Source organism: Allobosea psychrotolerans (assembly GCF_002917105.1).
GTDB lineage: Bacteria > Pseudomonadota > Alphaproteobacteria > Rhizobiales > Beijerinckiaceae > Allobosea > Allobosea psychrotolerans.
Genome location: NZ_PQFZ01000021.1, coordinates 1 through 25171 on the forward strand (window position 1 = coordinate 1; position 25171 = coordinate 25171).

26 protein-coding genes and 1 pseudogene are annotated in these 25171 nt (G+C 66.1%); 8 read left to right on the forward strand and 19 right to left on the reverse strand.

Translation table 11 applies throughout. The annotated features are described in order from the left end of the window. A pseudogene (locus CYD53_RS24805) lies at window positions 1-522 on the forward strand (hypothetical protein); the annotation flags it as partial. Between the two features lie 354 nt (window positions 523-876). On the opposite strand, the gene CYD53_RS24810 reads toward CYD53_RS24805, so the two are convergent. The 9 genes from CYD53_RS24810 to CYD53_RS30775 all read right to left on the reverse strand — a co-directional run bounded on the left by CYD53_RS24810 (window position 877) and on the right by CYD53_RS30775 (window position 7504). After that, window positions 877-1530 carry a DUF1989 domain-containing protein gene (locus CYD53_RS24810; RefSeq protein ID WP_210202427.1) on the reverse strand — a complete coding sequence of 218 codons (654 nt, stop codon included), beginning with the start codon at window positions 1528-1530 and terminating at the stop codon, window positions 877-879. A gap of 8 nt (window positions 1531-1538) precedes the next feature. Further along, window positions 1539-2138 carry a DUF1989 domain-containing protein gene (locus CYD53_RS24815; RefSeq protein WP_103720775.1) on the reverse strand — a complete coding sequence of 200 codons (600 nt, stop codon included), beginning with the start codon at window positions 2136-2138 and terminating at the stop codon, window positions 1539-1541. Window positions 2139-2158: 20 nt separating this feature from the next. Then, window positions 2159-3109 carry an arginase family protein gene (locus tag CYD53_RS24820; RefSeq protein ID WP_103720776.1) on the reverse strand — a complete coding sequence of 317 codons (951 nt, stop codon included), beginning with the start codon at window positions 3107-3109 and terminating at the stop codon, window positions 2159-2161. Continuing rightward, window positions 3106-3906 (reverse strand): amino acid ABC transporter ATP-binding protein, encoded by an 801-nt coding sequence (locus tag CYD53_RS24825; RefSeq protein WP_103720777.1) that lies wholly within the window; start codon window positions 3904-3906, stop codon window positions 3106-3108. The genes CYD53_RS24820 and CYD53_RS24825 overlap by 4 nt, the downstream gene beginning before the upstream one ends. Then, a complete protein-coding gene (locus CYD53_RS24830; RefSeq protein ID WP_103720778.1) occupies window positions 3903-4625 on the reverse strand; it encodes an amino acid ABC transporter permease in 723 nt (240 codons plus the stop codon). Before CYD53_RS24830 ends, CYD53_RS24825 begins: the two co-directional genes overlap by 4 nt. A gap of 3 nt (window positions 4626-4628) precedes the next feature. Beyond that, entirely contained in the window at window positions 4629-5288 is a 660-nt protein-coding gene (locus CYD53_RS24835) for an amino acid ABC transporter permease (RefSeq protein ID WP_103720779.1), read from the reverse strand. A gap of 29 nt (window positions 5289-5317) precedes the next feature. Continuing rightward, window positions 5318-6175 (reverse strand): transporter substrate-binding domain-containing protein, encoded by an 858-nt coding sequence (locus CYD53_RS24840; protein ID WP_103720780.1) that lies wholly within the window; start codon window positions 6173-6175, stop codon window positions 5318-5320. An 84-nt stretch (window positions 6176-6259) separates the two neighbouring features. Further along, window positions 6260-7225, reverse strand: coding sequence for an agmatinase (locus CYD53_RS24845; protein ID WP_103720781.1), 966 nt, complete (start codon window positions 7223-7225; stop codon window positions 6260-6262). An 87-nt stretch (window positions 7226-7312) separates the two neighbouring features. Then, window positions 7313-7504, reverse strand: a complete 192-nt coding sequence (locus CYD53_RS30775) for a hypothetical protein (RefSeq protein ID WP_245928430.1) — start codon at window positions 7502-7504, stop codon at window positions 7313-7315. Here CYD53_RS30775 and CYD53_RS24850 point away from each other — a divergent pair. Then, window positions 7442-8383, forward strand: coding sequence for a LysR family transcriptional regulator (locus CYD53_RS24850; RefSeq protein ID WP_245928420.1), 942 nt, complete (start codon window positions 7442-7444; stop codon window positions 8381-8383). The genes CYD53_RS30775 and CYD53_RS24850 overlap by 63 nt on opposite strands. A gap of 77 nt (window positions 8384-8460) precedes the next feature. Here the strand turns inward: CYD53_RS24850 and CYD53_RS24855 are convergent, their stop codons facing one another. From CYD53_RS24855 to CYD53_RS24870, 4 genes are all read right to left on the reverse strand, one after another. Further along, the gene (locus tag CYD53_RS24855) at window positions 8461-10008 is read right to left on the reverse strand and encodes a SpoVR family protein (RefSeq protein ID WP_103720783.1); all 1548 of its coding nucleotides are present in this window, start codon (window positions 10006-10008) and stop codon (window positions 8461-8463) included. Further along, the gene (locus CYD53_RS24860; protein ID WP_103720784.1) at window positions 10005-11279 is read right to left on the reverse strand and encodes a YeaH/YhbH family protein; all 1275 of its coding nucleotides are present in this window, start codon (window positions 11277-11279) and stop codon (window positions 10005-10007) included. The genes CYD53_RS24855 and CYD53_RS24860 overlap by 4 nt, the downstream gene beginning before the upstream one ends. 19 nt (window positions 11280-11298) lie before the next feature. Then, window positions 11299-13242 carry a PrkA family serine protein kinase gene (locus CYD53_RS24865; protein ID WP_103720785.1) on the reverse strand — a complete coding sequence of 648 codons (1944 nt, stop codon included), beginning with the start codon at window positions 13240-13242 and terminating at the stop codon, window positions 11299-11301. A 372-nt stretch (window positions 13243-13614) separates the two neighbouring features. Beyond that, window positions 13615-14526: a LysR family transcriptional regulator gene (locus CYD53_RS24870; protein ID WP_103720786.1), complete on the reverse strand. Its 912-nt coding sequence runs from the start codon at window positions 14524-14526 to the stop codon at window positions 13615-13617. 87 nt (window positions 14527-14613) lie between these two features. Here CYD53_RS24870 and CYD53_RS24875 point away from each other — a divergent pair, with 87 nt between their 5' ends. From CYD53_RS24875 to CYD53_RS24890, 4 genes are read left to right on the forward strand one after another with little or no spacing between them, the layout of a single operon-like run. Further along, window positions 14614-15960: an acyclic terpene utilization AtuA family protein gene (locus CYD53_RS24875; protein WP_103720853.1), complete on the forward strand. Its 1347-nt coding sequence runs from the start codon at window positions 14614-14616 to the stop codon at window positions 15958-15960. 1 nt (window position 15961) lies between these two features. Beyond that, window positions 15962-16309: an AtuA-related protein gene (locus CYD53_RS24880; RefSeq protein WP_103720787.1), complete on the forward strand. Its 348-nt coding sequence runs from the start codon at window positions 15962-15964 to the stop codon at window positions 16307-16309. Window positions 16310-16328: 19 nt separating this feature from the next. Next, window positions 16329-17300 (forward strand): Bug family tripartite tricarboxylate transporter substrate binding protein, encoded by a 972-nt coding sequence (locus CYD53_RS24885; RefSeq protein WP_103720788.1) that lies wholly within the window; start codon window positions 16329-16331, stop codon window positions 17298-17300. 25 nt (window positions 17301-17325) lie between these two features. Next, the gene (locus CYD53_RS24890; protein WP_103720789.1) at window positions 17326-17574 is read left to right on the forward strand and encodes a 2Fe-2S iron-sulfur cluster-binding protein; all 249 of its coding nucleotides are present in this window, start codon (window positions 17326-17328) and stop codon (window positions 17572-17574) included. A gap of 301 nt (window positions 17575-17875) precedes the next feature. Here CYD53_RS24890 and CYD53_RS24895 read toward each other — a convergent pair whose 3' ends face one another. Continuing rightward, window positions 17876-18610 (reverse strand): alpha/beta fold hydrolase, encoded by a 735-nt coding sequence (locus tag CYD53_RS24895; RefSeq protein WP_103720790.1) that lies wholly within the window; start codon window positions 18608-18610, stop codon window positions 17876-17878. Window positions 18611-18925: 315 nt separating this feature from the next. Here CYD53_RS24895 and CYD53_RS24900 point away from each other — a divergent pair, with 315 nt between their 5' ends. Together CYD53_RS24900 and CYD53_RS24905 are read left to right on the forward strand one after the other, a co-directional pair. Continuing rightward, window positions 18926-19522 carry a PadR family transcriptional regulator gene (locus tag CYD53_RS24900; protein WP_103720854.1) on the forward strand — a complete coding sequence of 199 codons (597 nt, stop codon included), beginning with the start codon at window positions 18926-18928 and terminating at the stop codon, window positions 19520-19522. A 60-nt stretch (window positions 19523-19582) separates the two neighbouring features. Next, on the forward strand, window positions 19583-19900 hold the full coding sequence (locus CYD53_RS24905; protein WP_103720791.1) for a DUF2218 domain-containing protein: 318 nt from the start codon (window positions 19583-19585) through the stop codon (window positions 19898-19900). Between the two features lie 85 nt (window positions 19901-19985). Here the strand turns inward: CYD53_RS24905 and CYD53_RS24910 are convergent, their stop codons facing one another. Genes CYD53_RS24910 through CYD53_RS24930 form a run of 5 tightly spaced genes read right to left on the reverse strand, consistent with a single transcriptional unit; the run spans window position 19986 to window position 25150 of the window. Beyond that, a complete protein-coding gene (locus tag CYD53_RS24910; RefSeq protein ID WP_103720792.1) occupies window positions 19986-21245 on the reverse strand; it encodes an MFS transporter in 1260 nt (419 codons plus the stop codon). Window positions 21246-21303: 58 nt separating this feature from the next. Continuing rightward, window positions 21304-22290 carry an ABC transporter ATP-binding protein gene (locus CYD53_RS24915; protein ID WP_103720793.1) on the reverse strand — a complete coding sequence of 329 codons (987 nt, stop codon included), beginning with the start codon at window positions 22288-22290 and terminating at the stop codon, window positions 21304-21306. Further along, the gene (locus CYD53_RS24920; RefSeq protein WP_103720794.1) at window positions 22283-23299 is read right to left on the reverse strand and encodes an ABC transporter ATP-binding protein; all 1017 of its coding nucleotides are present in this window, start codon (window positions 23297-23299) and stop codon (window positions 22283-22285) included. Before CYD53_RS24920 ends, CYD53_RS24915 begins: the two co-directional genes overlap by 8 nt. A gap of 4 nt (window positions 23300-23303) precedes the next feature. Beyond that, window positions 23304-24146, reverse strand: a complete 843-nt coding sequence (locus tag CYD53_RS24925; protein ID WP_103720795.1) for an ABC transporter permease — start codon at window positions 24144-24146, stop codon at window positions 23304-23306. After that, window positions 24146-25150 (reverse strand): ABC transporter permease, encoded by a 1005-nt coding sequence (locus tag CYD53_RS24930; protein WP_103720796.1) that lies wholly within the window; start codon window positions 25148-25150, stop codon window positions 24146-24148. Before CYD53_RS24930 ends, CYD53_RS24925 begins: the two co-directional genes overlap by 1 nt. Between the last annotated feature and the right edge of the window lie 21 nt (window positions 25151-25171).

Genomic DNA, 25171 nt, shown 5'->3' on the forward strand with positions numbered 1-25171 from the left:
GGCGTCACGCTGGTGCGCCAGGCCGGCGACGCCCTGACCCAGATCCTCGCCGCCTCGCAAAAGGTCGCGGCCACCATCGCCGAGATCTCGGCGGCGTCGGGCGAGCAGGCCAACGGCATCGACGAGATGAGCCAGGCCGTCGCCCATCTCGACGAGATGACGCAGGCTAATGCGGCGCTGGCCGAACAGAGCGCGGCCTCGGCCGGTTCGCTGTCTGGCCGCATCGTCCAGCTCAACGACCTCGTCGCCGCCTTCAGGACCGGCCCTGAGGGCGCAGCTGCCTCATCGGCCAGCTACGCCCCGGCGCCGCGCCCGGCCGCCAGGGCAAGTGCCGCCCAGGCTCATGAACCGGCCTCCGAGCCCGCGCGCCTGCGCAAGCTCGCCGAGGCTGCCTTCGCGCAGAGCCCCAGGCCTGCCGCGGCAGCGCCAGCCAGATCCGCCCCGGCCCCGACGCACGCCGCCGCGCCGGCCAAGCGCGCCGTCAACGGCCGCGCCAATGACGCTGGCTGGGAGGAGTTCTGAGCGGCCGTTTGGAAACTCCGGTTTTCATCCTCAGGGTGTGGCCTGGAATAACCTCATCCTGACGGCCTTGAGCGCTGAGCGACGGCGTTATTCTCCGCCGTCATTCCGGGGCTTCGCCCTCGGGTCCGACCTTTGGTCGGCCCAAGGATAAACTCCGCGAAGAGCCCGGAACCCAGAACCGATGCGCATTCTCGTGAAGCGAGCCGGTCCCGTGCCTTCTCAAGCCGCGGCATCGGTTCTGGGTTCCGGGCTCGATCCTGCGGATCGCCCCGGAATGACGGCGCGGAGGTGGTCAGGACAGAGCCATTGAAATCTTTGGCTTCATTTCGGGCCGGTCCAGTCGGGCCAGTCCCTTCAAGGCACCCAGGGCTGCGAGGGCGGGATGGCCGGGAAGCTGTCCTCGATCACGCCGTAATGCGCGTCACGCGGGATGTTGGCTGCTCCGCCCTGGATCGGCACGATGTCCTGCGGACAGGCGGAGAAGGCGATCACGCAGTCCATATCAGCGCGCAAGCTGATGTAATCGCCCGCCCGGCCCGGCGTCGGCGCGGTCTTGAGGCTGCGCCCATCGGCCTGCACGGCGATGTTCATGAAGATGTTGAACGAGGCCAGGATCGGCCTCGGCGCGGTCAGGCCGATCTCCGCAAGGCCTTCGAACATGTTGTCCAGGCAGTTGCGGTGATAGCCCTCGACGCCGAGGCGGCGATAGCGATGGCAGTCGCAGGCGGCCATGAAAGTGTCGTGGATGCCGGGTGAGGTATCCTCGACCAGGGTCAGGATCGGATTGCGGTAAGTGCTGACGAAGCTGTCGCCGATGATCGGGTTGAGCCGCTGGCTCCAGACGCGGCTTGCCTCCATCGACATGTGCTCATCGAGATCATGGGCGTTCCAGGCCCAGCAATCGACGACCTGGGTGCCGTGGGTGTTGATCAATCGCACGGTCTGGCCGGCCTTGAGCCGGAGCGCCTTGCCATGGCCGGCGGGAATGGTCGTCTGCAGCTGGGACATGTCGCGTGTCATTCCACCGTGAAATGCGCTTCGGTCGGCATATGGCCGACGCCGTTGATCGGCAGGATGTCCTGCGGGCAGGCGCTGAAGGCGATGACGAGATCCATCTCGGCGCGCAGCGCGACATAGCTGCCGGGCGTCGAGACCGGCGCCTCGAAGGAGAGCGAGCGGTCGGGCTTGACCGGGATGTTCATGAAGAGGTTGAGCGGGCTTGGCGTCTCCGGCGCTTCGAGCCCGATCTCACGCATCGCGGCGTGGAGATTATCCTCGCAATTGTCGTGATACGTCTCGACGCCGAGGAATTTGTAGCGATGGCAGTCGCAGGCGGCCATCAGGGTGTCGTGGATCCCGCCGGAGGTATCCTCGATGAGCGTCAGGATCGGGCGGCGCTTGTTGCTGCGCATGATGTCGCCGACGATCGGGATCGTCTTCAGCATATGCGGCCGGCTGTGCTCCATCGACATGAATTCCTTCAGGTCCTGGACGTTGAAGGCCCAGGTATCGACGACCTGGTCGCCATGGGTGTTGATGACCTTGACGATTTGTCCTTGCCTGACATGGGCAGCCTTGCCTCGGCGGGCGGGAATGGTGACGGGCGTGCTCGGCATGGTGACGATCCTCCTGGTGTTCAGCGGGCTTTTAGGCGGTCGCGCCAGCGCGGCTGGGCGCAGATCTCGCCGAGGAAGCCGATCACGACGAGCGCGCCGAGATAGGCGGTGACGCCGGTCCCGACATCGAGCGGCGGGTTCACCTCGACGAAGTCGAAGCCGACGACCTCATTGCGCTCGGCGACCGCCTTCAGCGTGTCACGCAGATCGGGATAGCTCATGCCGTCCGGCTCGGCCGAGACGCAGCCCGGCACCAGCGACATGTCGAGCGCGTCGACGTCGATGCTGACATAGACCGGCGCTCCCTCCGGCAGCAGCGCTGCGATGCCGGCGGGTCCGAGCTCGCGGACTTCGTGCATCGGCACGACACGGTTACCGCCCGCCTCGATATCCTCATGCTGCTTGCGGGCGCTGCGCAGGCTGCGGATGCCGATCTGGGTCAGGCTGAGCGCGGTATCGAGCGCCGCGACATGGCGGAAGGCGTGGCCATTGGTGTAACGTAACCCGTTGGCCTCGTCGGCATAGTCCATATGCGCGTCGAAATGCAGGACATGCACGGGCCGCTCGAAAGCGCGGAAGATCGGGTAGGTGATCGAATGGTCGCCGCCGAGCACGACGGGAAGTGCACCGGCGTCCAGCGCCTTGCGGACGGTGGCGGTGATGTTGGCGAAGCTTTGCTCGACATTGGTGGGCGCGATGTCGACATCGCCGAGATCGGCGATCAGCCCCTGCGCCAGCTCTTCCGTCAGGAAGTCGCGCCGCGTCGCCGGGTCGTAGAGCCCGCCGGTGAAGCGCAGCGAATGCTCCCGCAAGGCGCGCGGGCCTAGCCGGCTGCCCGGCAGGAAGGGCGAGCCTTCGTCGAAGGGCACGCCGATGATGGCGATGGCAGCGTCGAGCCGATCAAGGTCACCGACGACCGGCGCGCGCAGGAAGGAGGGGATGCCGACATAGGGCCTGTCGATGCGGCTCATGATGCGAGTGTCTCCAGCGGGGCTCGTCCGGAGCCGATCAGGTTGAGGAAGGCTGCGACGCGCGGGTCGGCCGGCCGGTTCATGACTTGCGCCGCCGGGCCGTCCTCGATGATGCGGCCCTTGTCCATGAAGGCGATGCGGTCGGCGACATGGGCGGCGAAGCCGATCTCATGCGTCACCACCAGCATGGTCATGCCGGTGCCGGCGAGCTCGCGCAGCAGGGCGAGGACCTCGCCGACGAGCTCCGGATCGAGTGCCGACGTCGGCTCGTCGAACAGCATCAAGGCCGGGTCCATGGCCAGCGCGCGCGCAATGGCGACGCGTTGACGCTGGCCGCCGGACAGCGCATCGGGATAGTGCTGCGCCTTGTCGGCGAGGCTGAGGCTGGCGAGCAGGGCGCGGGCACGCTGCGTCGCCTCCTCGCGCGGCCGGCCGAGCACGACCATTTGCGGCCGGATGACGTTCTCGATCGCGCTCAGATGCGGCCAGAGATTGAGCTGCTGGAAGACCATGCCGATGCGCGGGCGCATGGCGTCGATCTGCCTGCCGCCATGGCGCCTGACGACGGTGCCGTTGGTCTCGCGCCCGAACGGCTTGCCCTCGATGGTGATGAAGCCGTCATCGGGCTGCTCGAGCCAGGTCAGGCAGCGCAGCAAGGTGCTCTTGCCACAGCCGCTCGGGCCGATCAGCGCGACGACTTCGCCTTTCGCGATGTCGAGATAGACCTGGTCCAAGGCGGTCGTGCCGCGAAAGCGCTTGGTCAGCCCGGAGACGCCGAGGATGGCAGGGACACTCATCGCACCGGCCTCCTGTCGAAGGAGAGGAACTCCGCGGCGAGCGGATTGCGGATGATGGTCTCCTGCTGGGCCTGGCCGACACGGGCCTCGAGCAGCCCGGCAAGCCAGGCCACCACCATGGTGATGGCCCAGTAGATCAGCGTCACCGCCGCGAAGACCTCGAAGGGCGCGAAGGTGTTCCCCTGCACGATCAGGCCCTGATAGGTCAGCTCGGCCACCGTGATCGAGCTCAGCACGGAGGATTCCTTGATCATCGTCAGCGTCATGTTGGTGGAGGGCGGCACCAGGCTGCGCAGGATCTGCGGGGCGATGACGTGCCGCATCGCCTGGAGCGGCGACATGCCGACGACGCGCGCGGATTCGAACTGGCCGCGCGGCAAGGCAAGGATTGCGGCGCGGATGATCTCGGCATAATAGGCGCTGGCGAAGAGCGAGAGCGCGACCGTGCCGGTGACGAAGGCCGGCAGCCTGATGCCGGCAAAGGGCAGGCCGTAATAGACCAGGAACAGGATGATGATGAAGGGGATGCCGCGCAGGACCCCGACATAAGCGGCCACCAGGATGCGCACCAGCCGGTTGGGAATTTGCGCGATCAGCGCCACGACGATGCCGACGGTATAGCCGAGCAGGAAGGCCATGGCGGTGATCTGGATCGTCAGCCAGGCGCCCTGCGCGAAAAGCGGCCAGTACTGGACCAGGATCGAGGGGTCGAACGCCATGGCTCAGCCCCTCCTGACGGCGAGCCGGGCTTCGGTCAGCGAGCCGGCGGCGATCACGACGAGGTTCATCAAGAGAAAGATCAGGGCAGCCCCGGCGAGCGTCTCGAAGGGGCGGTAGCTGGCGCTGGCGATCTGCTGGGCAGTGCGCAGCACGTCGACGACGGTGATGACCGAAAGCAGGGCGGTGCCCTTCACCACGATCGTGATCTCGTTGATCAGGACGGGCAGGATGCGCCGGAACAATTGCGGCAGCACCACGCTTTGCCAGATCGCCCGCCGCGGCAAGGAGAGCGCGGTCGCCGCCTCGATCTGCCCGGGGTCGATGGTCTGCAGGCCGCCGCGCATCATTTCGGTGATGAACATCGAACTGTTGAGCGCAATCGCGGCGATACCCGCGGCCTCGGGCGACAAGTCGAGACCGATTGCGGGCAGGACATAATAGAACAGGAAGATCTGGATCAGCAGCGGGGTGCCGCGGATGAAGCTGATCAGAAACGCGATGATAGCGTTGACCCAAGCGATCTTGAAGGAGCGCAGGATGGTCAATGCCGTGCCGCCGAGGACAGCGATCACCACGATGATCGCGGCAAGGCGGGCATTGACGAGGGCAGCGGCAAACAGCGTGGGCAGGACCGAGAGCAGATAGGCGAATTGAAACGACAAGGCTGCGCTCCCGATCCTGCTGGACGGCGTCAGACGGCGCCGGGCGGAAGATAGCCGCTATCGGGGATGTCCATCTTGAAGCCGAACCATTTCTCCTGCAGCGCGGCGAGGCGGCCGTCGTCGCGCATCTTGCGGATGACGCCGTTGATGAAGTCGCGCAGTTCCTTGTCGTCGGGCCGCGTGACCCAGGCGAGATAGGTATAGGGGCTGCCGGCGGTGACGGGGGCGAGCAGAGCGAAGGTGTCGGGCTTCTCCTTGACCAGCACGGCGAGGCTGGGAAGGGACTGGATCACGGCGTCGACTTCGCCGCTGGCAAGCGCGACATAGCTTTCGGTGAAGGCCGTGAAGAGCTTCAATTCCTTGAAGCCCGCGCCGCCGGCGGCCTTGAGCTTGGCGTCCATGGCGCGCGAGGTCGGCTCGGTCGAGGAGGCGAGCTGGGTCGCGACGACCTTACCGTTCAGATCCTCGATGACCTTCATCTTGTCGCCCTTGCGCATCATCGCATAGGGCACGCCATTGGCGATCGGCATCGTATAGGCGTAGCGCTTGGCCCGCTCCTCATTGATGCCGACGGTGGTGGCGACGAAATCGAACTTGCCGGCGAGAACGCCGGGCAGGATGCCTTGCCAGGGCAGGTCGAGCTGATTGACCTTGACGCCGAGCTCCTTGACGATCTCACCGAGGAGATCGCTGCCATAGCCGACGATCTTGCCGTCCTTGACGAATTCGAAGGGCGGGAAGGCGGCTTCGGTGCCCACGGTGACGATGCCGAGGCGCTTGATCTTTTCAAGCGTCGTCTCGGCGAAGGCGAGGGAGGGCGGCAGCAGCCCGGCGAGCGCCGTGCCTCCTGCCATGATGCCGAATTGCCTGCGGCTCGGATGCGACATGATGCTGCTCCTCTGATGGCCAGAGTGCTCTGGCGTGATGGCGGGAAAGGCGTCGGCTTAGGCAGGTGCGCACCCGCTGCCGGGTCAGACCGGAGGCGCGTCGAAATAGTCGGCCCGCACGGCAGCCCCGATCAGGTTCACGATCAGGCGACCGGCGACGATGCTGGTGATGTTGTTCACGTCAGTGGAGGGGGTGATCTCGACGATATCCATGCCGAGCACGCGGCCCTTGCGGACCAGACCATGGATCAGCTTGCGGACCTGATGGAACAGCAGGCCGCCCGGCGCCGGACCTTCCACGGCCGGCATGACGGAGGGGTCGAGCCCGTCGGCGTCGATGGTGATGTAGTAGCGGCCGCCATCGGGGATGCGGTCGATGATCGTGTCGATGCCGGCATCATGCACCTCGAAGGCCGGGATGATGTTGGCGCCATAGGCGCGCGCCGCCGCGACCTCCTCGCTGCGGGCGCTGCCCTGGGCTCGGATGCCGATCTGGAAGATCTGGTCGATATGCGCCATCTCGGAGGCGCGCCGGATCGGGCTCGACAGGCCGTCATGCACGCCGTTCACATGCTCGCGCCAGTCGATATGGACATCGACCTGGATCAGGGTCACAGGCCCCTCGCCGTCGAGCGCGCGGAAGATCGGGATCGGGATGCCGTGATCGCCGCCGATCGTGATCGGCATGGCACCGGCCTTCAGGACCTTGCGTACGGTCGCCTCGGCGCGCCCGAAATGGCTCCTCTGGTCATGGATGTCGAAGGGCACATTGCCGATATCGACGACCTTGAGGGCGCGGTCGGCATAGATCGGACCGCCGACATCGAAATCATAGCGCTCCAGGCTGCGGCAGACGCGGTCGGTCACGCTCCGGACGGCGTCGGGCGCCCTGGTCTGGTCATTGGAGACCGCATGCGGCTCATAGGCGTTGCCATAGGGCATGCCGATGATGGCGATATGGGCGTCCAGCGTGTCGAGGTCCGTGACCAGGGGCGACCAGAGGAAGGTCTGGTGCCCGGGTTTGGGCGGCACAGTTAGGGGCAGGGTCATACGCGCTGGAGCCTTTCGGATCGCTCGATCAAAAGCTGTGCACAAGCGTATTATTTGAGCTTACGTTTGATCGATTAAACATCATCCTCAGCAGGTTATGGGTTGAGGGCTGGTTGCCGCAATTGCAATCTGAGAAACCATGGTTGTGGTTTGTGCAACATGAACATCAGGATGCACAAAGAGATTGCCAGCATAACCGAAGCTGATCTTCGGTTGATGCGGATATTCCGCGTCGTTGCTGAGTCTGGCGGTCTGACTGCTGCGGAAACCAAGCTCCATATGGAGCGCTCGACTATCAGCCGTCACATCAAAGCTTTGGAGGAACGTCTCGGCGGCCAGCTCTGCATGCGTGGGCCGGCAGGGTTCGAACTGACCGAGCTCGGCCGCACGACCTTGCGCGCCTCGATCACCGCCTGCGACACGCTCGACCATGTCCGCGATGAGCTGAACCTCGCTCGCAGCGTCATGACCGGCGATCTGATGATCGGTCTCGCCGACAACTGCCTCAGCAATCCCTGCGCGCGCGTCGTCTCGGCTGTCGCTGCCTTCCGGCTGCAGGCGCCCGGCGTCCGGCTGCATATGTCGATCCGCCCGCCTGCCCAGTTGTTCGAAGACCTCGCGACGCGCCATCTGCATCTCTGCGTCACGGGGATGCCGGGTGAGCACGGGAAATTCACTCTCCAGCACATCTTCGATGAGGAGTTCCGGCTCTATGTCGGTGGCGGGCCCGACGATCCGGTGCCGCATATCGGCGAGTTGGAGCGCCTTGGCTATGTTCTCGTCACGCGCGACGGCGACGCCCGGCCCCGCGCCCTGGCGACGCGGTTGAAATTGACCCGGCAGGCCGTGGCATCGGGCCTTGAAGCGGTGGCGACCTTTCTCGCTGCCGGCGGTTTCGTCGGCTTTCTGCCGGCGCATTACGCTTCGGAGCTGTCGCAAAGCTACCGTCTGCGCGAGGTCGCAGGCGCCGGGCCGGTCTTCTACAAGACGCAGTTCTTCCTGGCCTATGAGAAAAGCCGGCCCTTGTCCTCGCCGGGCCGGCTCTTCGCCAATCTCTTGATCGCCGCGCATGAGGGCGCCTTTGCCGGCGAGGCGGCGGATATGCGTTCGCCGGCGCTCGCGCCTGATCGGCTCAACGCTCCAACCGCAGTGGCCTAGGGCATCGGCCCGGAAAGTGGGAACCGGTTTTCGGGGCAAGCCGATGCAAGATCAAAGGCCTGTCCCGGGCCGCGCCCTCAGGCCGCGCGGGGCAAGACGCGCGGGCTGGCCACATGTTCCCTGAGGACCGTGCCTGTGGGATCGACCTCCTGGAGCCTGACGTCATAGCTCCAGAGATCGGCGATATGCTGGAGCACATGCGTCGCGGCCGTGTCCTGAAGCAGGCATCCGTTCACGACGCTATGGCGCAGCAGCAGGCGCCGGTCGCCGGCGAGATCGACATCGACGACCTCGATATTGGGGTCGGTCCAGCTGATGTCGTATTCGCGGGCGAGCTGGCGCCGGATCCGGCGATAGCCGGCCTCGTCATGGATCGCCTCGACCACCACGCCCTCGGTCCGCGCGGGGTCGTCGCAAACGTGGAACATGCGCATCTGCCGCATCAGGCGCGGGCTGAGGAACTGGCTGATGAAGCTCTCGTCGCGGTAATTGGCCCAGATGTCGCGCAGGACGGCCATCGCGTCCCCGGTTCCGGCGATATCGGGAAACCACTCGCGGTCTTCCACCTCGGGCGCGGTGACGATCCGTTCCAGGTCCTGCATCATCGCGAAGCCGAGCGCATAGGGATTGAAGCCGGGAAAGCGCGGATGGTCATAGGGGGGCTGAAACACGACATTGGAGTGCGAGGTGAGAAATTCGAGGAAATTCCCGTCGCTGAGCGCCTGCTTCTCGTGCAGCCGCGTCATGATGCGGTAATGGACATAGGTCGCGGTGCCCTCGTTCATCACCTTGGTCTGCCGCTGCGGATGAAAATACTGCGCGACATGGCGCACGATCCGCAGGATCTCGCGCTGCCAGGCCTGCAGCCGCGGGGCCGATTTTTCCAGGAAATACAGGAGATTGTCCTGCGGTAGTCCAAGCACGGTGCGCCGCCGCTCGGCGCCGAGATCCTGGGCACTCTTGCTGGGGCCGGCCGGCACAGTGCGCCAGAGGTCGTTGAAGATCTGCTCCTCATGCGCCCGGCGATCGCGCTCGCGCCTTTCCTCCAGGCGCAGGTCGAGCTTGCTCTTGCCGGGATAGCGGTGAACGCCATGGGACATCAGCGCGTGCGCCGCATCGAGCGTGCGTTCGACGGCGATCTGGCCGTGGCGCTCCTCGCAGCGCGCGATATAGCCCTTGGCGAATTCGAGATAGTCGAGGATGCCTTCCGCATCGGTCCAGGTCTTGAACAGATAGTTGTTCTTGAAGAAGTGGTTATGGCCGAAGGCGGCATGCGCGATGACCAACGTCTGCATCGTCGCCGTGTTCTCCTCCATGAGGTAGGACACGCAGGGCGAGCTGTTGATGACGATCTCGTAGGCCAGGTCCCTCAGGCCCTTGCGATAGAACGCCTCATGATGGGCGAAATGCTTGCCGAAGGACCAATGCTTGTAGAACAGCGGCATGCCGGTGGAGGAGTAGGCGTCGAGCATCTGCTCGGCCGTGATGACCTCGATCTGGTTCGGATAGACATCCAGGCCGAGTTCGGAGAGAGCGATCTCCTCGCAGGCGTCATGGATCCGCTGGAGCGTGAAGAAGCTCCAATCGGCGCCCTCGAACAGCGGTTCCATCGCGGCTGTCGTCATGACGTGGCCTTCTCATGGCCCTGGCGGCGCTGGAACAGCTCGCGAAAGACCGGGAAGATCTCGCTGCGATGGCTGACCTTGCGGATCGAGAGCGGGGCGCCCTCCGCGCGCAATCTCTCATAGAGCCGCCACAGGGCGGAGTGGGACACGGATTCGCGGCCGGATTCGCCGACCTCGAGATAGGCGAAATACTGGCTGGCCGGCAGGATCGCGTCCTTGAGCAGGCGCTCCGTCGCAGCCTCGTCCGAATAGGAGTTGTCGCCGTCCGAGGCCTGAGCGGCGTAGATGTTCCAGTCCTCCGGCGAATAGCGCTTGGCGATGACCGAGCGCATCGCCTCGAGCGCGCTCGAAACCAGCGTTCCGCCCGTTGCCGGGCTGTGGAAGAAGGTGTCCTCATCCACCTCCTCGGCCCGGTCCGTGTGACGGATGAAGACGAGCTCGACATGGCGGTAGCGCTGCGCCAGGAAAATATAGAGCAGCATGTAGAACCGCTTGGCGAGGTCCTTCATATGCTCCGTCATCGAGCCGGACACATCCATCAGGCAGAACATCACGGCCTGCGCGACCGGCTTCGGCTCGTTCTCATAGCGCCGGTAGCGCACATCGACAGGGTCGATATAGGGAATGCGCCGCACCTTGGCTTCGAGCGCCTTGACCTTGTCTTCGAGCACCAGGCGCAGGCCATCCTCTTCGCAGGCGGCGATTTCCGCCTGCAGCCGCGCAATCGTCTCGGGGCTCGGGCGGCGCAGCGCCATCCGGCGCATCATCGCAAGCCGCGTCGTGCGGTTGACCGCGATGTTGGCGGGCGAGCCCGAGACCGAATAGCCGGCGCGTACTGGGCTTTCATGCTCGGTCTCGGTCAGCCGCCGCTTGGCGAGGTCGGGCAGCTCGAGATCGTCGAGGAAGACGTTGAGAAACTCCTCGCGGGTCAGGACGAAGCGGAAGGCATCCTCGCCGGCTCCCTCGCCGGCCTTGTCGGGTCTGCCGCTGCCGCCTCCGCCTGAGCGCGGCAGTACATCGCCCTCAATGAAGGTCTTGTTGCCGGGCAGCACACGGTCATGCGTGCCTCCGCTCCCCCGGCGCAGGCTCGGCTCCTCCATCCCGTCCATCGGAATGCTGACTTCCCCGCCGTCCAGCACGTCCCGGATATTGCGGCTCTGCAGCGACTGCTTCACCGCTTGTTGTACGACGCCCTTGGCCCGGCGCAGAAAACGCTGACGATTCTCGAGAGCCTTGCCACGTGGATTCAGGCGTCGGTCGACAATGTTCATGATGGCTCCCGCGCCTGGCTCAGCCAGCCTGCTTCACGCGCATGTACCATTCGATCAAACGCCGGACCTGGCGTTCGGTATAGCCACGCTCCACCATGCGCGAGACGAACTCGCCATGCTTCTTCTCGCTCTCGCCGTCCTTCTTCGAGCCGAAGGAGATCACCGGTAAAAGGTCCTCGACCTGCGAGAACATCCGCTTCTCGATGACTTCGCGGATCTTCTCATAACCGGTCCAGGACGGGTTCTTGCCGCCATTGCTCGCCCGCGAGCGCAGGCAGAACTTGACGATCTCGTTGCGGAAATCCTTCGGATTGGCGATCCCCGCCGGTTTCTCGATCTTGGTCAGCTCCTGATTGAGGAGTTCGCGGTCGAGCAATTGGCCGGTGTCGGAATCCTTGAAGTCGACATCCTCGATCCAGGCGTCGGCGTAGTCGACATAGCGGTCGAACAGGTTCTGCCCATAATCCGCATAGGATTCGAGATAGGCCTTCTGGACCTCGTGCCCGATGAACTCGGCATAGCGCGGGGCGAGGTCGGCCTTGATGAACTCGAGATAGCGCTTCTCGGTTTCATCGGGGAGCTGCTCGCGGCGGATGGCCTGTTCCAGCACATACATCAGATGCACCGGATCGGCGCCGAGCTCGATCGTGTCGTGGTTGAAGGTCGCGGCCAGGACCTTGAAGGCAAAGCGCGTCGAGATGCCGTCCATGCCTTCATCCATGCCGGCGGCGTCGCGATATTCCTGGACGCTGCGGGCTTTCGGATCGGTCTCCCGCAGGCTGTCGCCGTCATAGGCGCGCATCTTGGCGAACAGGGTCGAGTTCTCGTGGTTGCGCAGCCGCGAGAGAACCGAGAACCGCGCCAGCATCGACAGAGTTCCTGGCGCACAGGGGGCACTGCTCAGCGCCGAGCCCTCGATCAGCTTCTCATAGATCTTCTGCTCTTCGGTCGCCCTCAGGCAGTAGGGCACCTTGATGACGCAGATCCGGTCGATGAAGGCTTCGTTGTTCTTGTTGCTCTTGAAGCTCTGCCACTCCGCCTCGTTGGAGTGCGCGAGGATGACGCCGGAGAAGGGGATGGCGCCGATGTTCTCGGTGCCGATATAGTTGCCCTCCTGCGTCGCGGTCAGCAGCGGATGCAGCATCTTGATCGGCGCCTTGAACATCTCGACGAATTCGAGGACGCCCTGGTTGGCGCGGTTGAGGCCGCCCGAATAGCTGTAGGCGTCGGGGTCGTTCTGGGAGAAGTTTTCGAGCTTGCGGATGTCGACCTTGCCGACGAGCGAGGAGATGTCCTGGTTGTTCTCGTCGCCGGGCTCGGTCTTGGCGATGGCGATCTGGCGCAGGCGCGAGGGCTGCAGCTTGACGACCTGGAAGCGGGAAATGTCGCCGCCGAACGTCTCGAGTCGCTTGAGGCACCAGGGGCTCATCAGCCCCGTCAGCCGCCGCTGCGGAATGCCGTAGCGCTGCTCGAGAATGGGGCCCATCGTCCCGGGATCGAAGAGGTTCAGCGGGCTCTCGAAGACCGGGCTGATCTCGTCGCCGGCCTTCAGCACATAGATGGGGTGGACCTCCATCAGCGATTTGAGCCGCTCGGCGAGGGACGACTTGCCGCCGCCGACCGGGCCGAGCAGATAGAGGATCTGCTTGCGCTCCTCCAGGCCCTGGGCGGCGTGACGGAAGAAGGAGACGATACGTTCGATCGTCTCTTCCATGCCGTAGAAGCCGGCAAACGCCGGATAGGTCCGGATGGTTCGGTTCAAAAAAATACGGCCAAGGCGAGGGTCCTTGGCCGTATCGATCATCTGAGGCTCGCCGATGGCCGCCAGCAGCCGTTCGGCTGCATTAGCATATAGCATCGGATCGCCTCTGCAGGCCTCCAGGTAGTCGGAGATCGGCATATCCGTTTCGCGGCGCGCCTCATAGGAGCGAGCGAAGGCGTTGAACAAAGAGTCGTTGTACATGAGCCCTCTGCATATGGTTATGCCGCGGCTCGACGCAGGCAAACGAGAATCGGCAACGCCCCTGGTCGAAACACGGCGCACGTCAACTGCGAATCAGCATCTGCTATCGAACGCCAGAATCGCTCTCAAGCGCCGGGCTGGCAATGCGCAAAAGTGAGCACTTCCCCTTTTGTGCTATCCATCTGCGAATAAATTGTGCTCAACCCCCGCCGGTTCCCTCGCCTCCTTGCGTCATCTCGCCGCGGTTCGGCCCCATGCGCGCGGGTTGGGATGGTGTCGGCGACCGGGATGGAGGAGGGCGGGCATACGGTCATTGAAGAGCCGATATAAGGCCGCAATCGCGTTCGGGCTCTCGGCGTAGCCTGGCTTGCTTCAGGCCGTGTCAGCGCCTTGCGCGGCCGGCAGTTCCTTCATCAGCATCAGCGCAAAGTTCTCGCTCGCCGGGGGCAATGTCCGGCCGCTGCGCTTGATGAGCGCGACCTGGCGCGCGAAATCCGCAGCGTTCAGAGGCCGGGAGCGCAAGCTCTGCTCGGCGCGCACCTCCATCGCCGAGCCGGGCAGGATCGCGATCCCGAGGCCTGCGCGCACCATCCCGACCGCGGTCGACATATAGGTCGCTTCCGCACCGACGATCGGCCGATGGCCCGCAGTCAGGAAGGCGGCATCGACGATCGCCCTGACGCTGGTCGCCGGGTCCATCAGGACCAGTGGAAGAGGTGCAATGTCGTCGATCGTGACGGAATCGAGATTGCCTAATTTGTGACCATCGGGGAAAACCACATGCATGTGATCCTGCGTCCGGTGCAGCACTTCGAGGTCGGGATCGCTCAGCGCTCCGCCCATGATGCCGAGGTCGACCTGCTCCTCCCGGGTCAGCTCGGCGACGCGGCTTGCGATCACGTCGCGGATGACGAAGCTGACCTGCGGATTGGTCTGGCGGAAGGCCGCGATGATCTCCGGCAGGATGCCTGAGGCATAGGACGGCAGCACCGCCAGCCGCACCACGCCGTGCTGGCCTTGCGCGAGCTGGCGCGTATCGCCGACGACCGCGTCGAGGTCGCCGAGAATACGCCCGAGCTGGGGCGCCAATTCGCGGCCGATCCGGGTCAGCGACACGCTGCGGGTGTTGCGGTCGAACAGGCGAACGCCGAGCCCGTCCTCGAGCTTCTGGATCTGAACCGTCAGCGCCGGCTGCGACAGGTTCAGGCGGGCTGCTGCCCGGGTGAAGCTGCCGAATTGCGCCAGGGTGACGAAGGCGCGCAATTGCCGGGCGTCGATATTCATAATGAATGACTATCACTCTGATAGATTCATTTCAATTGTGTGATCAATTTGCTGATGCTCCTATGCCGCTGGTTTCCGGAGGCGGTGGTGAAGCAGGTTCGGATCGGCGCAGGCGCGGGTTATTCCGGCGACAGGATCGAGCCGGCGATCGAGCTCGCCGAAAAAGGCGGGCTCGATTACCTGGTCTTCGAGTGCCTGGCGGAGCGCACCATTGCGCTGGCCCAGCAGGCGAAGCTCAAGGATCCGAAAGCCGGTTACGACCCGCTGCTGGCGGAGCGGTTTCGGGCCGTGCTGCGGCCGTGCCGGCAGGCCGGCACGCGCATCGTCACCAATATGGGCGCGGCCAATCCCGTCGCCGGCGCGGAGCGCATCAGGGCCATCGCCGGTGAGCTCGGCCTGACCGGCTTGAAGATCGCGGCCGTGACGGGCGACGATGTCCTGCCGTCCGTGGCGGGCGGCGATTATCGCATCGACGAGACCGGCGCCGCCGTTGCCGATCTCGGCGGCAGCCTGATTTCGGCGAATGCCTATATCGGGGCGCAAGCCATCGCTGAAGCGCTGGCTGATGGAGCCGACATCGTCATCACCGGCCGCGCGGCCGACCCGTCCCTGTTCGTCGGCCCGCTCGTGCATGCCTTCGGTTGGGCCAGGGATGATTGGCATCGGCTCGGACAGGCCACGCTGATCGGGCATCTCCTGGAATGCGCGGGCCAGGTCACGGGCGGGTATTTCGCCGATCCCGGCTACAAATCCGTGCCCGATCTCGCCCGGCTCGGCTTCCCCATTGCCGAGGTCGGGGAGGATGGCTGCGTCGTCGTCACCAAGGTTGCGGGCTCCGGCGGGCGGGTCACGCCCGCCACCTGCAAGGAGCAGATCCTCTACGAGATCCACGATCCGGCGCGCTATCTCACCCCCGATGTCGTGGCCGACTTCTCGAACGTCACGGTCGAGGAGATCGGCTTCGATCGCGTCCGCGTCCGGGGCGCTTCCGGCCATCCCCGGACCGCGACGCTGAAAGTGTCGCTCGGGGTGACCGAAGGCTTCGTCGGCGAAGGCCAGATCTCCTATGCGGGTCCAGGTGCACGGGCGCGGGGTGCCCTGGCATTGGAGATCGTGCGTGAGCGCCTGACGCTGACCGGTGTGCGCACGAGCGAATTGCGCTTCGACCTGATCGGCGCGAATGCGCTGCATGGCGAGAGGCTCTCGAACCATGGCGGCGGCCATGAACCCTATGAGGTGCGCGTTCGCGTCGCCGGACGCAGTGACAGCCTCATTGAGGCCCTGCGCATCGGCAACGAGGTCGAGACGCTCTACACCAACGGTCCGGCGGGCGGGGGCGGCGTCACGAAATCCGTCCGCGAGGTGGTCGGCATTCTCTCGACCCTGATCCCGCGCGAGCGCGTCGCGACAGCCATCCATTATGTCGAGAGCTGAGATGAAGCTGCGCGAGCTCGCTCATTCCCGCACCGGCGACAAGGGCAACACCTCGAGCATCTCGGTGATCGCCTATGAAGCTGCCGGCTATGCCCTGCTGCTGCGCCATGTCACGGCCGAGCGCGTCAAGGCGCATTTCGGCGAGCTCGTGGCCGGCGAGGTGGTGCGCTACGAGATTCCCAGCCTCGGTGCCCTCAACTTCGTCCTGCGTCAGGCGCTCGGCGGCGGCGTGACCCGTTCGCTCACCCTCGACACGCATGGCAAGGGCCTGAGCTCGGCCCTGCTCGATCTCGATATCCCTGACGAAAGCCCTTCCCGCACGACGCCGCAGCAAGACGGCGATCACTAAACCCCTGGAGGAAACGACCATGACATCGAAGAGCTGGAGCCTTGCCGCCCTGGCGTTCGGCGGCGCCTTGCTGGCAGGCCTGCCGGCCGCGGCCCAGGATTATCCGACGCAGAATATCAGGTTCATCGTGCCTTTCGCCGCCGGCAGCGCGACCGACGCGCTGGCGCGCATCCTTGGCGACCACGCATCGCGGACGCTGGGCCGCACGATCGTCATCGAGAACATGGCCGGCGCCAGCGGCATCCTCGCGGCCCAGAACGTGGCGCGCGCCGCGCCGGACGGCCACACCGTGCTGATCACGACGAACACGACGCATGGCGCCAACCAGAGCCTGCTGAAGAGCGTGCCCTATGATGCGGAGAAGAGCTTCGAGCCCGTGACCAAGCTCGGCACCATCACGCTTGCGCTGGCGACCAACCCATCCGTGCCGGCCAAGACCGTGCAGGAGCTGATCGCCCATGCCAAGGCCAATCCCGGCAAGCTCACTTTCGGGGCGGGGTCGAGTTCCTCGCGGATCGCCGGCGAGATGCTCAAGACGCTCGGAGGCATCGACCTCACCTATGTGCCCTATCGCAGCAATCCGCAGGCGATCACCGATCTTCTCGGCGGCCAGATCAACATCGTCTTCGCCGACATCTCGACGACGCTGCCCCAGATCAAGGCCGGCAAGGTGAACGGCCTCGGCGTTTCCACGGCCAAGCGCAGCGCCCTGGCGCCCGAGCTGCCGACGATGGCGGAGTCGGGCGTCGCCGGATACGACCTCGCCGCGTGGTTTGCGGCCTTCGTTCCCGCGAAGACGCCGCAGCCGGTCATCGACAAGCTGCGCCAGGCACTCGTGGCTGCGATCAGCGACAAGGCCACGCAGGAAAAGCTGCTCGCCGCCGGCATCGAGCCGGAGACCAGCACATCCCAGGAGCTCAGGGCCTTCGTCGGAACCGAGATCAGGAAATGGGCCGATATCGTCAAGGCCGCCGGCATCCAGCCGGAGTGATCTGCCGACGGCGTAGCCGCGCAGCATTGCCTTCGCCCGCTCGGGCAAGACCGCGACCTGGTCGCCGGACGGGCCGCTCGGCAGCATCCTGGCGCTGGCCGAGGGGGCTGGCCTGACCATGCCGAGCGGCTGCCGCGTCGGGCAATGCGAGAGCTGCCTGGTGCCGATCAGGCAGGGCCAGGTCCGCCATCTCGTCGACCGTCCGGATCTGGAGGACGGCCAGTGCCTGACCTGCCAGGCGCTGCCATTGACCGATCTCGTCTTGGACGCTTGAGGGCGGTTTGGCGCATGCTGTTTGGGCTCGGATCCACTGCGCCATCCCGGACAAGCGGCCCTCGGGTCCGGCCTTCGGCCGACCCAAGGACAGGCTCCGCCGCGCAGATCCGGAATTTATCGTAGAGCGTCATTCTCGGGCTTGCCCCGAGAATCTCGGGCCGGAAAAGGCGTTGGTAGAGGGGGAGGCATCCTCATTAAGAGATGGTCGGGTCAAGCCCGACCATGACGCGCTTCGGATCCCGGGCCTCCGCTTCGCTATGCCCGGGATGACGCGGCGGGTCCGAGCACAAGAGTCGGCTCTAAACGACCGGCATCTCCAGCCAGCTCCGCAAGGCCTGCGTCACCGCCTGCGGGTTTTCCAGCGGCGTCATATGGCCGCTATCGGGCACGATGACGAGCGTCGCATGTGGCGCCAGCGCCGCCATGGCCCGATGGTCCGCGACCGGCGTCAGGCTGTCGTGCGCGCCGCACAGGATCAGCAACGGGCATGACAGCGCGCGCAGTACGGCGACGCCGTCCTTTCGCTCGATCCCGTTCTGCCGCAGGAAAGTCTCGGCACCGAGCCTTGCGGTCATGGCCCGGATGCGGCCGATGATCACCTCGTCCTTCAGGTGCGAGGGCGCGAGATAGGCTCCCAGCAGCCGGTCGCCGAAACCGTGGAACTTGCCCGGCAGGACCGCGGTCCTGTCGAGGGCGCGCCGCGCCGCAAGACGCTCGGGCGTATCGGCGCGCAGTGAGGTGTCGAGCAGGGCAAGCCGGGTGATCCGGTCCGGTGCTCGGCGCATGATCTCCTGGGCGACATAGCCGCCCATCGAAAACCCGGCCAGCGAGAAGCGCGGCGGCGCCGTCGCCAGCACGCTCTCCGCCAGGGCCTCCAGCGTTTCGCCCTGGGAAGTATCCGCCACCTGGCACGCGGCGATATCGCCGAGCGCAGAAACCTGATCGCGCCAGAGGTCGGCGTCGTTGAGGAGACCGGGGATCAGGACCAGGGGTTGGCGCTCGCGCGAAGACGGGGCGGCATCGGCATCATCCATGGCGGGTAGTCTGGCCTCTCGCTGGGGCTTGCTGTCGGGACAATCGTCATGCGGCGGCGAATGCCTGCGCTCTGTGCGGGCTGGAAGCCTGAACCGACATCGACCGAACGCCGACCCCATAGCATTCCGCCTTGCCGCGCGGGAAGCCGCCGCCGCTTGGATATCTGCCGGCCTCGATGCGTGCGCTGCAAGCCGGCTTCGCCCGCTCGCCAGTCCCGGAACAAACCGTCCAGCGGTCGCGATGATGCGGGCCTCTTGCAATCCAGATAGTGTGCGATATATCGTAGATGCATCTTAGAAATGGAGAACATGAAGATGGATTTCACTCACCGCTCACATCGAAACCACCGTGGGCATCCGCATTCCCGCGAATTCGCCCAGCACCGCTCGCGCGATTCGCATCATTTCGGCCATGAATGGGGCCGGGAGCGCGGAGAACGCGGCGGCGGCCGCAGGCGCGTCTTCGATTCCGGGGATCTGCGCCTCGTCCTGCTCAAGCTGATCGCCGATCAACCGCGCCATGGCTACGATCTGATCCGCGCGATCGAGGAAGCCTCGGGCGGCAGCTATGTCCCCAGCCCCGGCGTCATCTATCCCGCGCTGTCGATGCTGCAGGACCTCGGACATATCGGCGAAGTCGCCTCAGAAGGCGCGCGCAAGGCCTTTGCCGTCACCGAGACGGGCAAGGCCGATCTGGCCGTCAATGCGGACAAGGTCGAGTCCCAAATGGCTCGCCTCGCCGCGATCGCCACCATGCGCGAGCGCACCGATGGCGGGCCGGTTCGCCGCGCCATGGAGAACCTCAAGCTTGCGCTGCGCGGCCGTCTCGGCGGCAGCGAGTCCGACCAAGCCATCGTTCACGACATCGCCGCGATCCTCGACGAGGCTGCGCAGCGGATCGAGCGGCTTTGAAGAGGGAAGCCCGGGCGGGTTGCCTATCGCACCCGCGGCCCATCGCACTCAGGAGATCCCATGACCGTTTCCAGCATCGCGCGCGTACCGACAGAGAAGGGCAGTCGCTATCTCCAGCAGCTCTGCAAGCATTGGAGCCATAATCTCGAGGTCAGCTTCACGCCTCAGCTGGGGCGGGTGACCTTTCCGCGAGACGTGCGCGGCGCCGATTGGCCCGGCGACGCCACGCTCGACCTGCAGGCCCATGACGACAATCTCGCATGCCGCATCGAGGCGAGCGTGCCCGAGCAGCTCGCCGCGCTGAAAGGCGTCGTCGCCAGCCATCTCGACCGCTTCGCCTTCCGCGAGGCGCCGCTGCGCTTCGAATGGCAGGATTGAGGGCCAAGGTTGAGGAGCAGGGGCGTCGCCCGCTCATCGACGCGTGCCTGGCCGCGAACCGGCGTCCACTTCGCTCGAGAACGCTCTAATCCTCCCCGCCAGGCGCGGTCGAAGCGCGACGCGGCATGATCGCGAAGCAGATGACGCCGAAGAGCGCGCAGAGGAGGAAGCCAATGTCGAAGCGGTGCGTGAGCATCAGCAGGACCGCGAAGAGGGATGGGCCGACGACATAGCCCAGGAAGATGATCAGGGTCGCGCCGGCGGAGGCTTCCCTGACGAGATGGCCCGGGCAGGCCCGGGCGACCTCCGACAACTGGACGCCGTTCCAGCTCGACACGGTGACGCCTGCTACTGCGGCCAGAACGCAGAACAGCCCGTAGGACCATTCCGGCCCGGCGAAAGCCATGGCGAGCGAGGTCAGGCCGGAGGCCAACCCCATCAATCCGAGAAGCTGCCGCGGCGAACCGAGCCGGTCCGCCAGCCAGCCGAGCAGCATGCGGCCGGCGACGCTGCTCGCCTGCATGATCGCGAAGGCGATGCCGGCTGCGCGGAGATCATGCCCCATGGCAGAGACCGAGAACGTCATCAGATAGGCAAACCAGATGCCCTGGCCGAGCGCGAGGCAAGCCCCGGCCATGGCGAGCCTGACGATGGAGGCCGAGCTGGTCAGCGCTGCGAGCGGCGCCCGGATATTCGCCGGCGACAGGAAGGCCCGCACCGTCACCGCCTGGTCGCGCGTCCTGCCTGCGTCCAGCCGTTCGCGCATGGGCTGCACCGCGAGAAGCACAAGCATGACCAGAATGCCGGAGACCAGCAGCGAGGCGCGCCAGCCGTAGGCTTCCACCACCGGCGGCAGGATCAGGCCGGCGACGATGCCGCCCGCCGGCACGCCGGCCTGCTTGATCGAGAAGATCATCGCGCGGTGGCGCACGGGCGCGGTCCGGTGCAGCACGTCGTTGCCCGCCGGCGAGGACGGGCCGTAGCCGAGCCCGATCAGCAGGGAGGCCGCGCCGGCGGCCGGCCAGAACGGCGGCAGGAGCAGCAGCAATCCGATGACGCCGAGGCCGAGCCCGCATTGCAGCGCGCGTACCGAGCCCAGCCGGCGCAGCATCGGAGCGCCGAGCGTCAGGAAGATGATCGAGCCGAGCGTGCCCAGGCTCGCCAGATAGCCGATGATCGCATCCGACCAGCCCCTTTCCGCCGTGAAGGCCGGCGCAAGCGTCGGCGGGATGCGCGTCAGGAACGCCGTCGCCGCCTGGACGGCGGTCATGGTCACGAGCGCCGAGATCCATTGCGGCGGAGCATCGGAACTCTCGGCCGCCGGCTGTACCTCGTCTGAAGACATCGCTTGGGTCAGCCCGTCGGGTCAGGGGACATGGGAAGGGGGTGCGTGGTCGATGGCGTCACAAGGCGTCTTCGCGCCAGCGCAGGCAGGCGACGCCATGGCCGCCTTCGAAGTCGATAGCCGGCTCGATTGTTGCGCATTTGTCGATCGCGAGCGGGCAGCGCGTCCTGAAGCGGCAGCCCGAGGGCACGTTGGACGGGTCCGGCGGCTCGCCTTGCAGGGTGAAGCTCTCGGTGACGCGCGGCCCGCCGATGCGCGGGGCGGCGGCAAGCAGCGAGCGGGTATAGGGGTGGCGCGGGGCGCGGAAGACCTCTGCGGTGTCGCCGATCTCGACGATGCGGCCCAGATACATCACGACGATGCGGTTGCAGATCGAGCGGACGACGGCGAGGTCATGGCTGATGAAGAGATAGGTCAGTCCGAATTCCTCGCGCAGGTCGCGAAACAGCGCCAGCACCGTCGCCTGCACGGAAACGTCGAGGCCCGAGGTCGGCTCGTCGAAGATGATCAATTGCGGGCCGAGCACGAGGATGCGCGCCAGGCCGACGCGGCGCTGCTGGCCGCCGCTGATCTCATGCGGGTAGAGGTCGAGATGCGCCTGCGGCAGGCCGACCGCGCTGACGATCGCCTGGACGTGCTCCTCGCGCTTGGCCCGGGACCAGTCGGTGTGGATGATCAACGGCTCATGCAGCGAGCGCCGCAAGGTCCAGCGCGGATCGAGCGAGGCGCCTGGATCCTGATAGACATATTGCAGCTTGGCCCGCACCGCGGCAGCGCGCTTCTGGCCCGGCGCGGCGATGCGCTCGCCCCGCAGGCGGACCTCGCCGCTGGTCGGCTCGTGAATGCCCATCAAGGTCTTGCCGAGGGTGGATTTGCCGCAGCCGGATTCGCCGACAATGCCGAGCACCTCGCCTTCCCCAACCGCGAAGCTGACATCGTCCAGGGCCCGCAAGGTGCCGACGCGGCGGTTGAGGAAACCGCGCACCGGGAAATGGCGGCCGAGCCGATCGACTTCGAGCAGGGTGGGCGCCGGGAGGTCAGACATTCCCAGCGACCTCGCTCACCGCGACGGGATGATGGCAGGCGACCTGATGGGCGCCGTGCTGTCCGGACAGGGCAGGGCGCTCGTCGCGGCAGATCCCGGTCATTCGCGGGCAGCGCGGGTTGAAGCGGCAGCCCGGCGGCGGCTGCAACGGGCTCGGCACCGCTCCGGGAATGCCGACCGCATCGCGCCCCTCTTCCGGCAGGCTCTGCAGCAGCATGCGGGTATAGGGGTGGCGGGGATGGGCGAAGAAGGCCTCGCGCGGTGCGATCTCGGCGGTCTGCCCGGCATACATCACGACGACGCGGTCGCAGATCTCCCAGGCGGCGCCGAGATCATGGGTGGTGAACAGCACGGAGACGCCGCGCTCGACCGCCAGCCGCCGCAGCAGGCCGAGGATCTGCGCCTGGACGGTGACGTCGAGCGCCGTGGTCGGTTCGTCGGCGATGATCAGGCGCGGCTCCGGCAGGAGCGCCATCGCGATCATCACGCGCTGGCGCTGGCCGCCGGAGAGCTCATGGGGATATTTCTCCAGGATGCGGCGCGGCTGCGGCAATTGCACCGTGTCCAGCATGGCGAGCACGGCCTCATCATCGGCCTTCTGCTCCGCGCGCGAACGCCAGCCGAAGCGCGACGCCGTCCTGCGCGGCGTCTTCCAGCGCATCAGGTCGCCGATCTGGGCCCTGATGCGGAACAGCGGGTTGAAGCTGGCGAAGGGGTCCTGGGGAACGAAGGTCACGACCCGGCCGCGCAGGCGCTCAGTGGCCTGGTCGTCGCGGAGCATGTCGACGCCGTCGAGGCGGATATGGCCGCTGCCGATCTCGGTCAGGCGCTCGGGCAAGGTGCCGAGGATCGCGCGCGCCAGCGTGGTCTTGCCGCAGCCGGATTCGCCGACGAGGCCGACGATCTCGCCCGGCTGAACGAGAAGGTCGATCTGGTCGAGCACGCGCGCCGGCCCGCTCTCGGTACGAAAGCTGAGCGAGAGTTTCGCGATGTCGAGCAGGGGCGCCATCGCTTCAGACGCTCCGCCGCGTGCGCGGGTCGAGAATGTCGCGCAGGCCGTCGCCGAACAGGTTGAAGCCGAGCACGGTCAGGAAGATGGCGATGCCCGGCGCGAGCGCATACCACCAGGCCTCGGGCAGGTATTCGCGGCTTTCGGCGATCATGCGGCCCCATTCCGGCGTCGGCGGCGGAGCGCCCAGGCCGAGGAAGCCGAGCGTCGCGGCGGTGAGGATCGTCGCGCCCATGCCGATCGAGGTGCGCACGATGATCGGCGAGGCGATGTTGGGCAGGATGTGCAGCACGATGACGCGCCAGGGCGAGGCGCCCAGCGCCACCGCGGATTCGATGAAGACCTCGTTTCGCATCGAGCGCGTCTCGGCATAGACGAGCCGCGCCCAGAACGGCCAATAGGTCAGCGACAGCGCCAGGATCACGTTCTCGATCGAGGGGCCGAGCGTCTGCGCGATGGCGATGGCGAGGACGATCTGCGGCACCGCCAGGAAGATCTCGGCGATGCGCATCAGCGCGTCGCTGACCCAGTTCTTGTAGTAGCCGGCGACAAGGCCGATCGGAACGCCGATGACCAGGGCCGAGCCGACGGCGATGGCGGCCAGCATCAAGGTGATGCGCGCGCCGAAGAGCAGCCGGCTGAAGATGTCGCTGCCCATCCGGTCGGTGCCGAACAGCGCCGCGGCTGCCGGCGCCTGCAGGCGCCGCTCGATGTGGAAATCGGCGACGTCGCCGGGATGGGGGGCAAGCCATGGCGCGAAGATCGCCGCGATGACGAGGAGCCCGAGCAGGCCGGCGCCGAGCAGGGCCGCCTTGTCGCGCGCGAAGCGTTTGAGCAGCGCCGGCATCAGGTAGCCCCGCGCGGGTCGATCGCCGCCTGCAGCAGGTCGACCAGCAGGTTGATGAAGACGAACAGCGCCCCGGTGCAGAGCGTGAAGCCCATCACGGCGTTGTAGTCGGATTGCAGGATGGAGCGCACCGCATAGGCGCCGAGGCCCGGCCAGTCGAACACCGTCTCGACCACGACGGCGCCGGCGAGCAGGATGCCGAAGATCAGGCCGAGCTGCGTCACCGTCGCCGTCATCGCCATGCGCAGGACGTATTTCCAGACGATCACCCGGCGCGGAAAGCCCATCGCCTTCTGATAGGCGACGGAGGGCGAGTTGATCACGCCGATGACGCCGTTGCGGGTGAAGCGCACCACCGTCGCGGCCGCCGGCAGGGCCAATGTGAGCGCCGGCAGCGCCAGGTGGCGCAACGCATCCCCCAGCATATCGCCGTCGCCTTCGATCAGGGCGTCGACGACCATGAGATTCGTCACCGGCGTCGGCGGGAAGCCCTCGATCCGCCCCGAGAGCGGCAGCCAGCCGAGCTTCATCGAGAACAGGAACTGGAGCTGCATCGCAAACCAGAACGAGGCGACCGCGAGCCCCGACACCGTGACGACGCGCAGGATGTGGTCCAGCCAGGAATTGCGGTTGAGCCCGCAGAGCACGCCGAGCGGAATCCCGACCAGCGCCGCGACCAGCACCGCCACGAGCGTCAGTTCCAGCGTCGCCGGCAGGCGCGCGACGAGGTCGTGGATGATCGGCTGCTGCGTGAACAGGCTGATGCCGAAATTGCCCTGCGCCACATCGAGGACGTAGCGCAGGAACTGCACCGGCAGCGGCTTGTCGAAGCCGAAGCGCTCCCGCACCTGCTGCAGCTGCTCGGCGGTGGCGTTCTCTCCGGCGGCGAGAAGCGCGGGGTCGATCGGCACGACGCGCGACAGGATGAAGACGATCGCAAGCAGGCCAAGCATGGTCGGCAGAAACCAGATCAGGCGGTTCGCCACCAGGGACAGCCAGTTCATGCAGTCGCCTCCGCTCGCATT

What these genes read in the sequence shown, in the direction of transcription:
- CYD53_RS24900 (WP_103720854.1), top strand. Translation starts at nt 18,926, where the DNA reads ATGGATTTCACTCACCGCTCACATCGAAACCACCGTGGGCATCCGCAT.
- CYD53_RS24850 (WP_245928420.1), top strand. Translation starts at nt 7,442, where the DNA reads ATGCGGATATTCCGCGTCGTTGCTGAGTCTGGCGGTCTGACTGCTGCG.
- CYD53_RS24845 (WP_103720781.1), bottom strand. Translation starts at nt 7,225, where the DNA reads ATGACCCTGCCCCTAACTGTGCCGCCCAAACCCGGGCACCAGACCTTC.
- CYD53_RS24915 (WP_103720793.1), bottom strand. Translation starts at nt 22,290, where the DNA reads ATGTCTGACCTCCCGGCGCCCACCCTGCTCGAAGTCGATCGGCTCGGC.
- CYD53_RS24860 (WP_103720784.1), bottom strand. Translation starts at nt 11,279, where the DNA reads ATGAACATTGTCGACCGACGCCTGAATCCACGTGGCAAGGCTCTCGAG.
- CYD53_RS24855 (WP_103720783.1), bottom strand. Translation starts at nt 10,008, where the DNA reads ATGACGACAGCCGCGATGGAACCGCTGTTCGAGGGCGCCGATTGGAGC.
- CYD53_RS24825 (WP_103720777.1), bottom strand. Translation starts at nt 3,906, where the DNA reads ATGAGTGTCCCTGCCATCCTCGGCGTCTCCGGGCTGACCAAGCGCTTT.
- CYD53_RS24905 (WP_103720791.1), top strand. Translation starts at nt 19,583, where the DNA reads ATGACCGTTTCCAGCATCGCGCGCGTACCGACAGAGAAGGGCAGTCGC.
- CYD53_RS24870 (WP_103720786.1), bottom strand. Translation starts at nt 14,526, where the DNA reads ATGAATATCGACGCCCGGCAATTGCGCGCCTTCGTCACCCTGGCGCAA.
- CYD53_RS24880 (WP_103720787.1), top strand. Translation starts at nt 15,962, where the DNA reads ATGAAGCTGCGCGAGCTCGCTCATTCCCGCACCGGCGACAAGGGCAAC.
- CYD53_RS24925 (WP_103720795.1), bottom strand. Translation starts at nt 24,146, where the DNA reads ATGCCGGCGCTGCTCAAACGCTTCGCGCGCGACAAGGCGGCCCTGCTC.
- CYD53_RS30775 (WP_245928430.1), bottom strand. Translation starts at nt 7,504, where the DNA reads ATGGAGCTTGGTTTCCGCAGCAGTCAGACCGCCAGACTCAGCAACGAC.
- CYD53_RS24930 (WP_103720796.1), bottom strand. Translation starts at nt 25,150, where the DNA reads ATGAACTGGCTGTCCCTGGTGGCGAACCGCCTGATCTGGTTTCTGCCG.
- CYD53_RS24810 (WP_210202427.1), bottom strand. Translation starts at nt 1,530, where the DNA reads ATGTCCCAGCTGCAGACGACCATTCCCGCCGGCCATGGCAAGGCGCTC.
- CYD53_RS24815 (WP_103720775.1), bottom strand. Translation starts at nt 2,138, where the DNA reads ATGCCGAGCACGCCCGTCACCATTCCCGCCCGCCGAGGCAAGGCTGCC.
- CYD53_RS24895 (WP_103720790.1), bottom strand. Translation starts at nt 18,610, where the DNA reads ATGGATGATGCCGATGCCGCCCCGTCTTCGCGCGAGCGCCAACCCCTG.
- CYD53_RS24910 (WP_103720792.1), bottom strand. Translation starts at nt 21,245, where the DNA reads ATGTCTTCAGACGAGGTACAGCCGGCGGCCGAGAGTTCCGATGCTCCG.
- CYD53_RS24840 (WP_103720780.1), bottom strand. Translation starts at nt 6,175, where the DNA reads ATGTCGCATCCGAGCCGCAGGCAATTCGGCATCATGGCAGGAGGCACG.
- CYD53_RS24885 (WP_103720788.1), top strand. Translation starts at nt 16,329, where the DNA reads ATGACATCGAAGAGCTGGAGCCTTGCCGCCCTGGCGTTCGGCGGCGCC.
- CYD53_RS24820 (WP_103720776.1), bottom strand. Translation starts at nt 3,109, where the DNA reads ATGAGCCGCATCGACAGGCCCTATGTCGGCATCCCCTCCTTCCTGCGC.
- CYD53_RS24830 (WP_103720778.1), bottom strand. Translation starts at nt 4,625, where the DNA reads ATGGCGTTCGACCCCTCGATCCTGGTCCAGTACTGGCCGCTTTTCGCG.
- CYD53_RS24920 (WP_103720794.1), bottom strand. Translation starts at nt 23,299, where the DNA reads ATGGCGCCCCTGCTCGACATCGCGAAACTCTCGCTCAGCTTTCGTACC.
- CYD53_RS24865 (WP_103720785.1), bottom strand. Translation starts at nt 13,242, where the DNA reads ATGTACAACGACTCTTTGTTCAACGCCTTCGCTCGCTCCTATGAGGCG.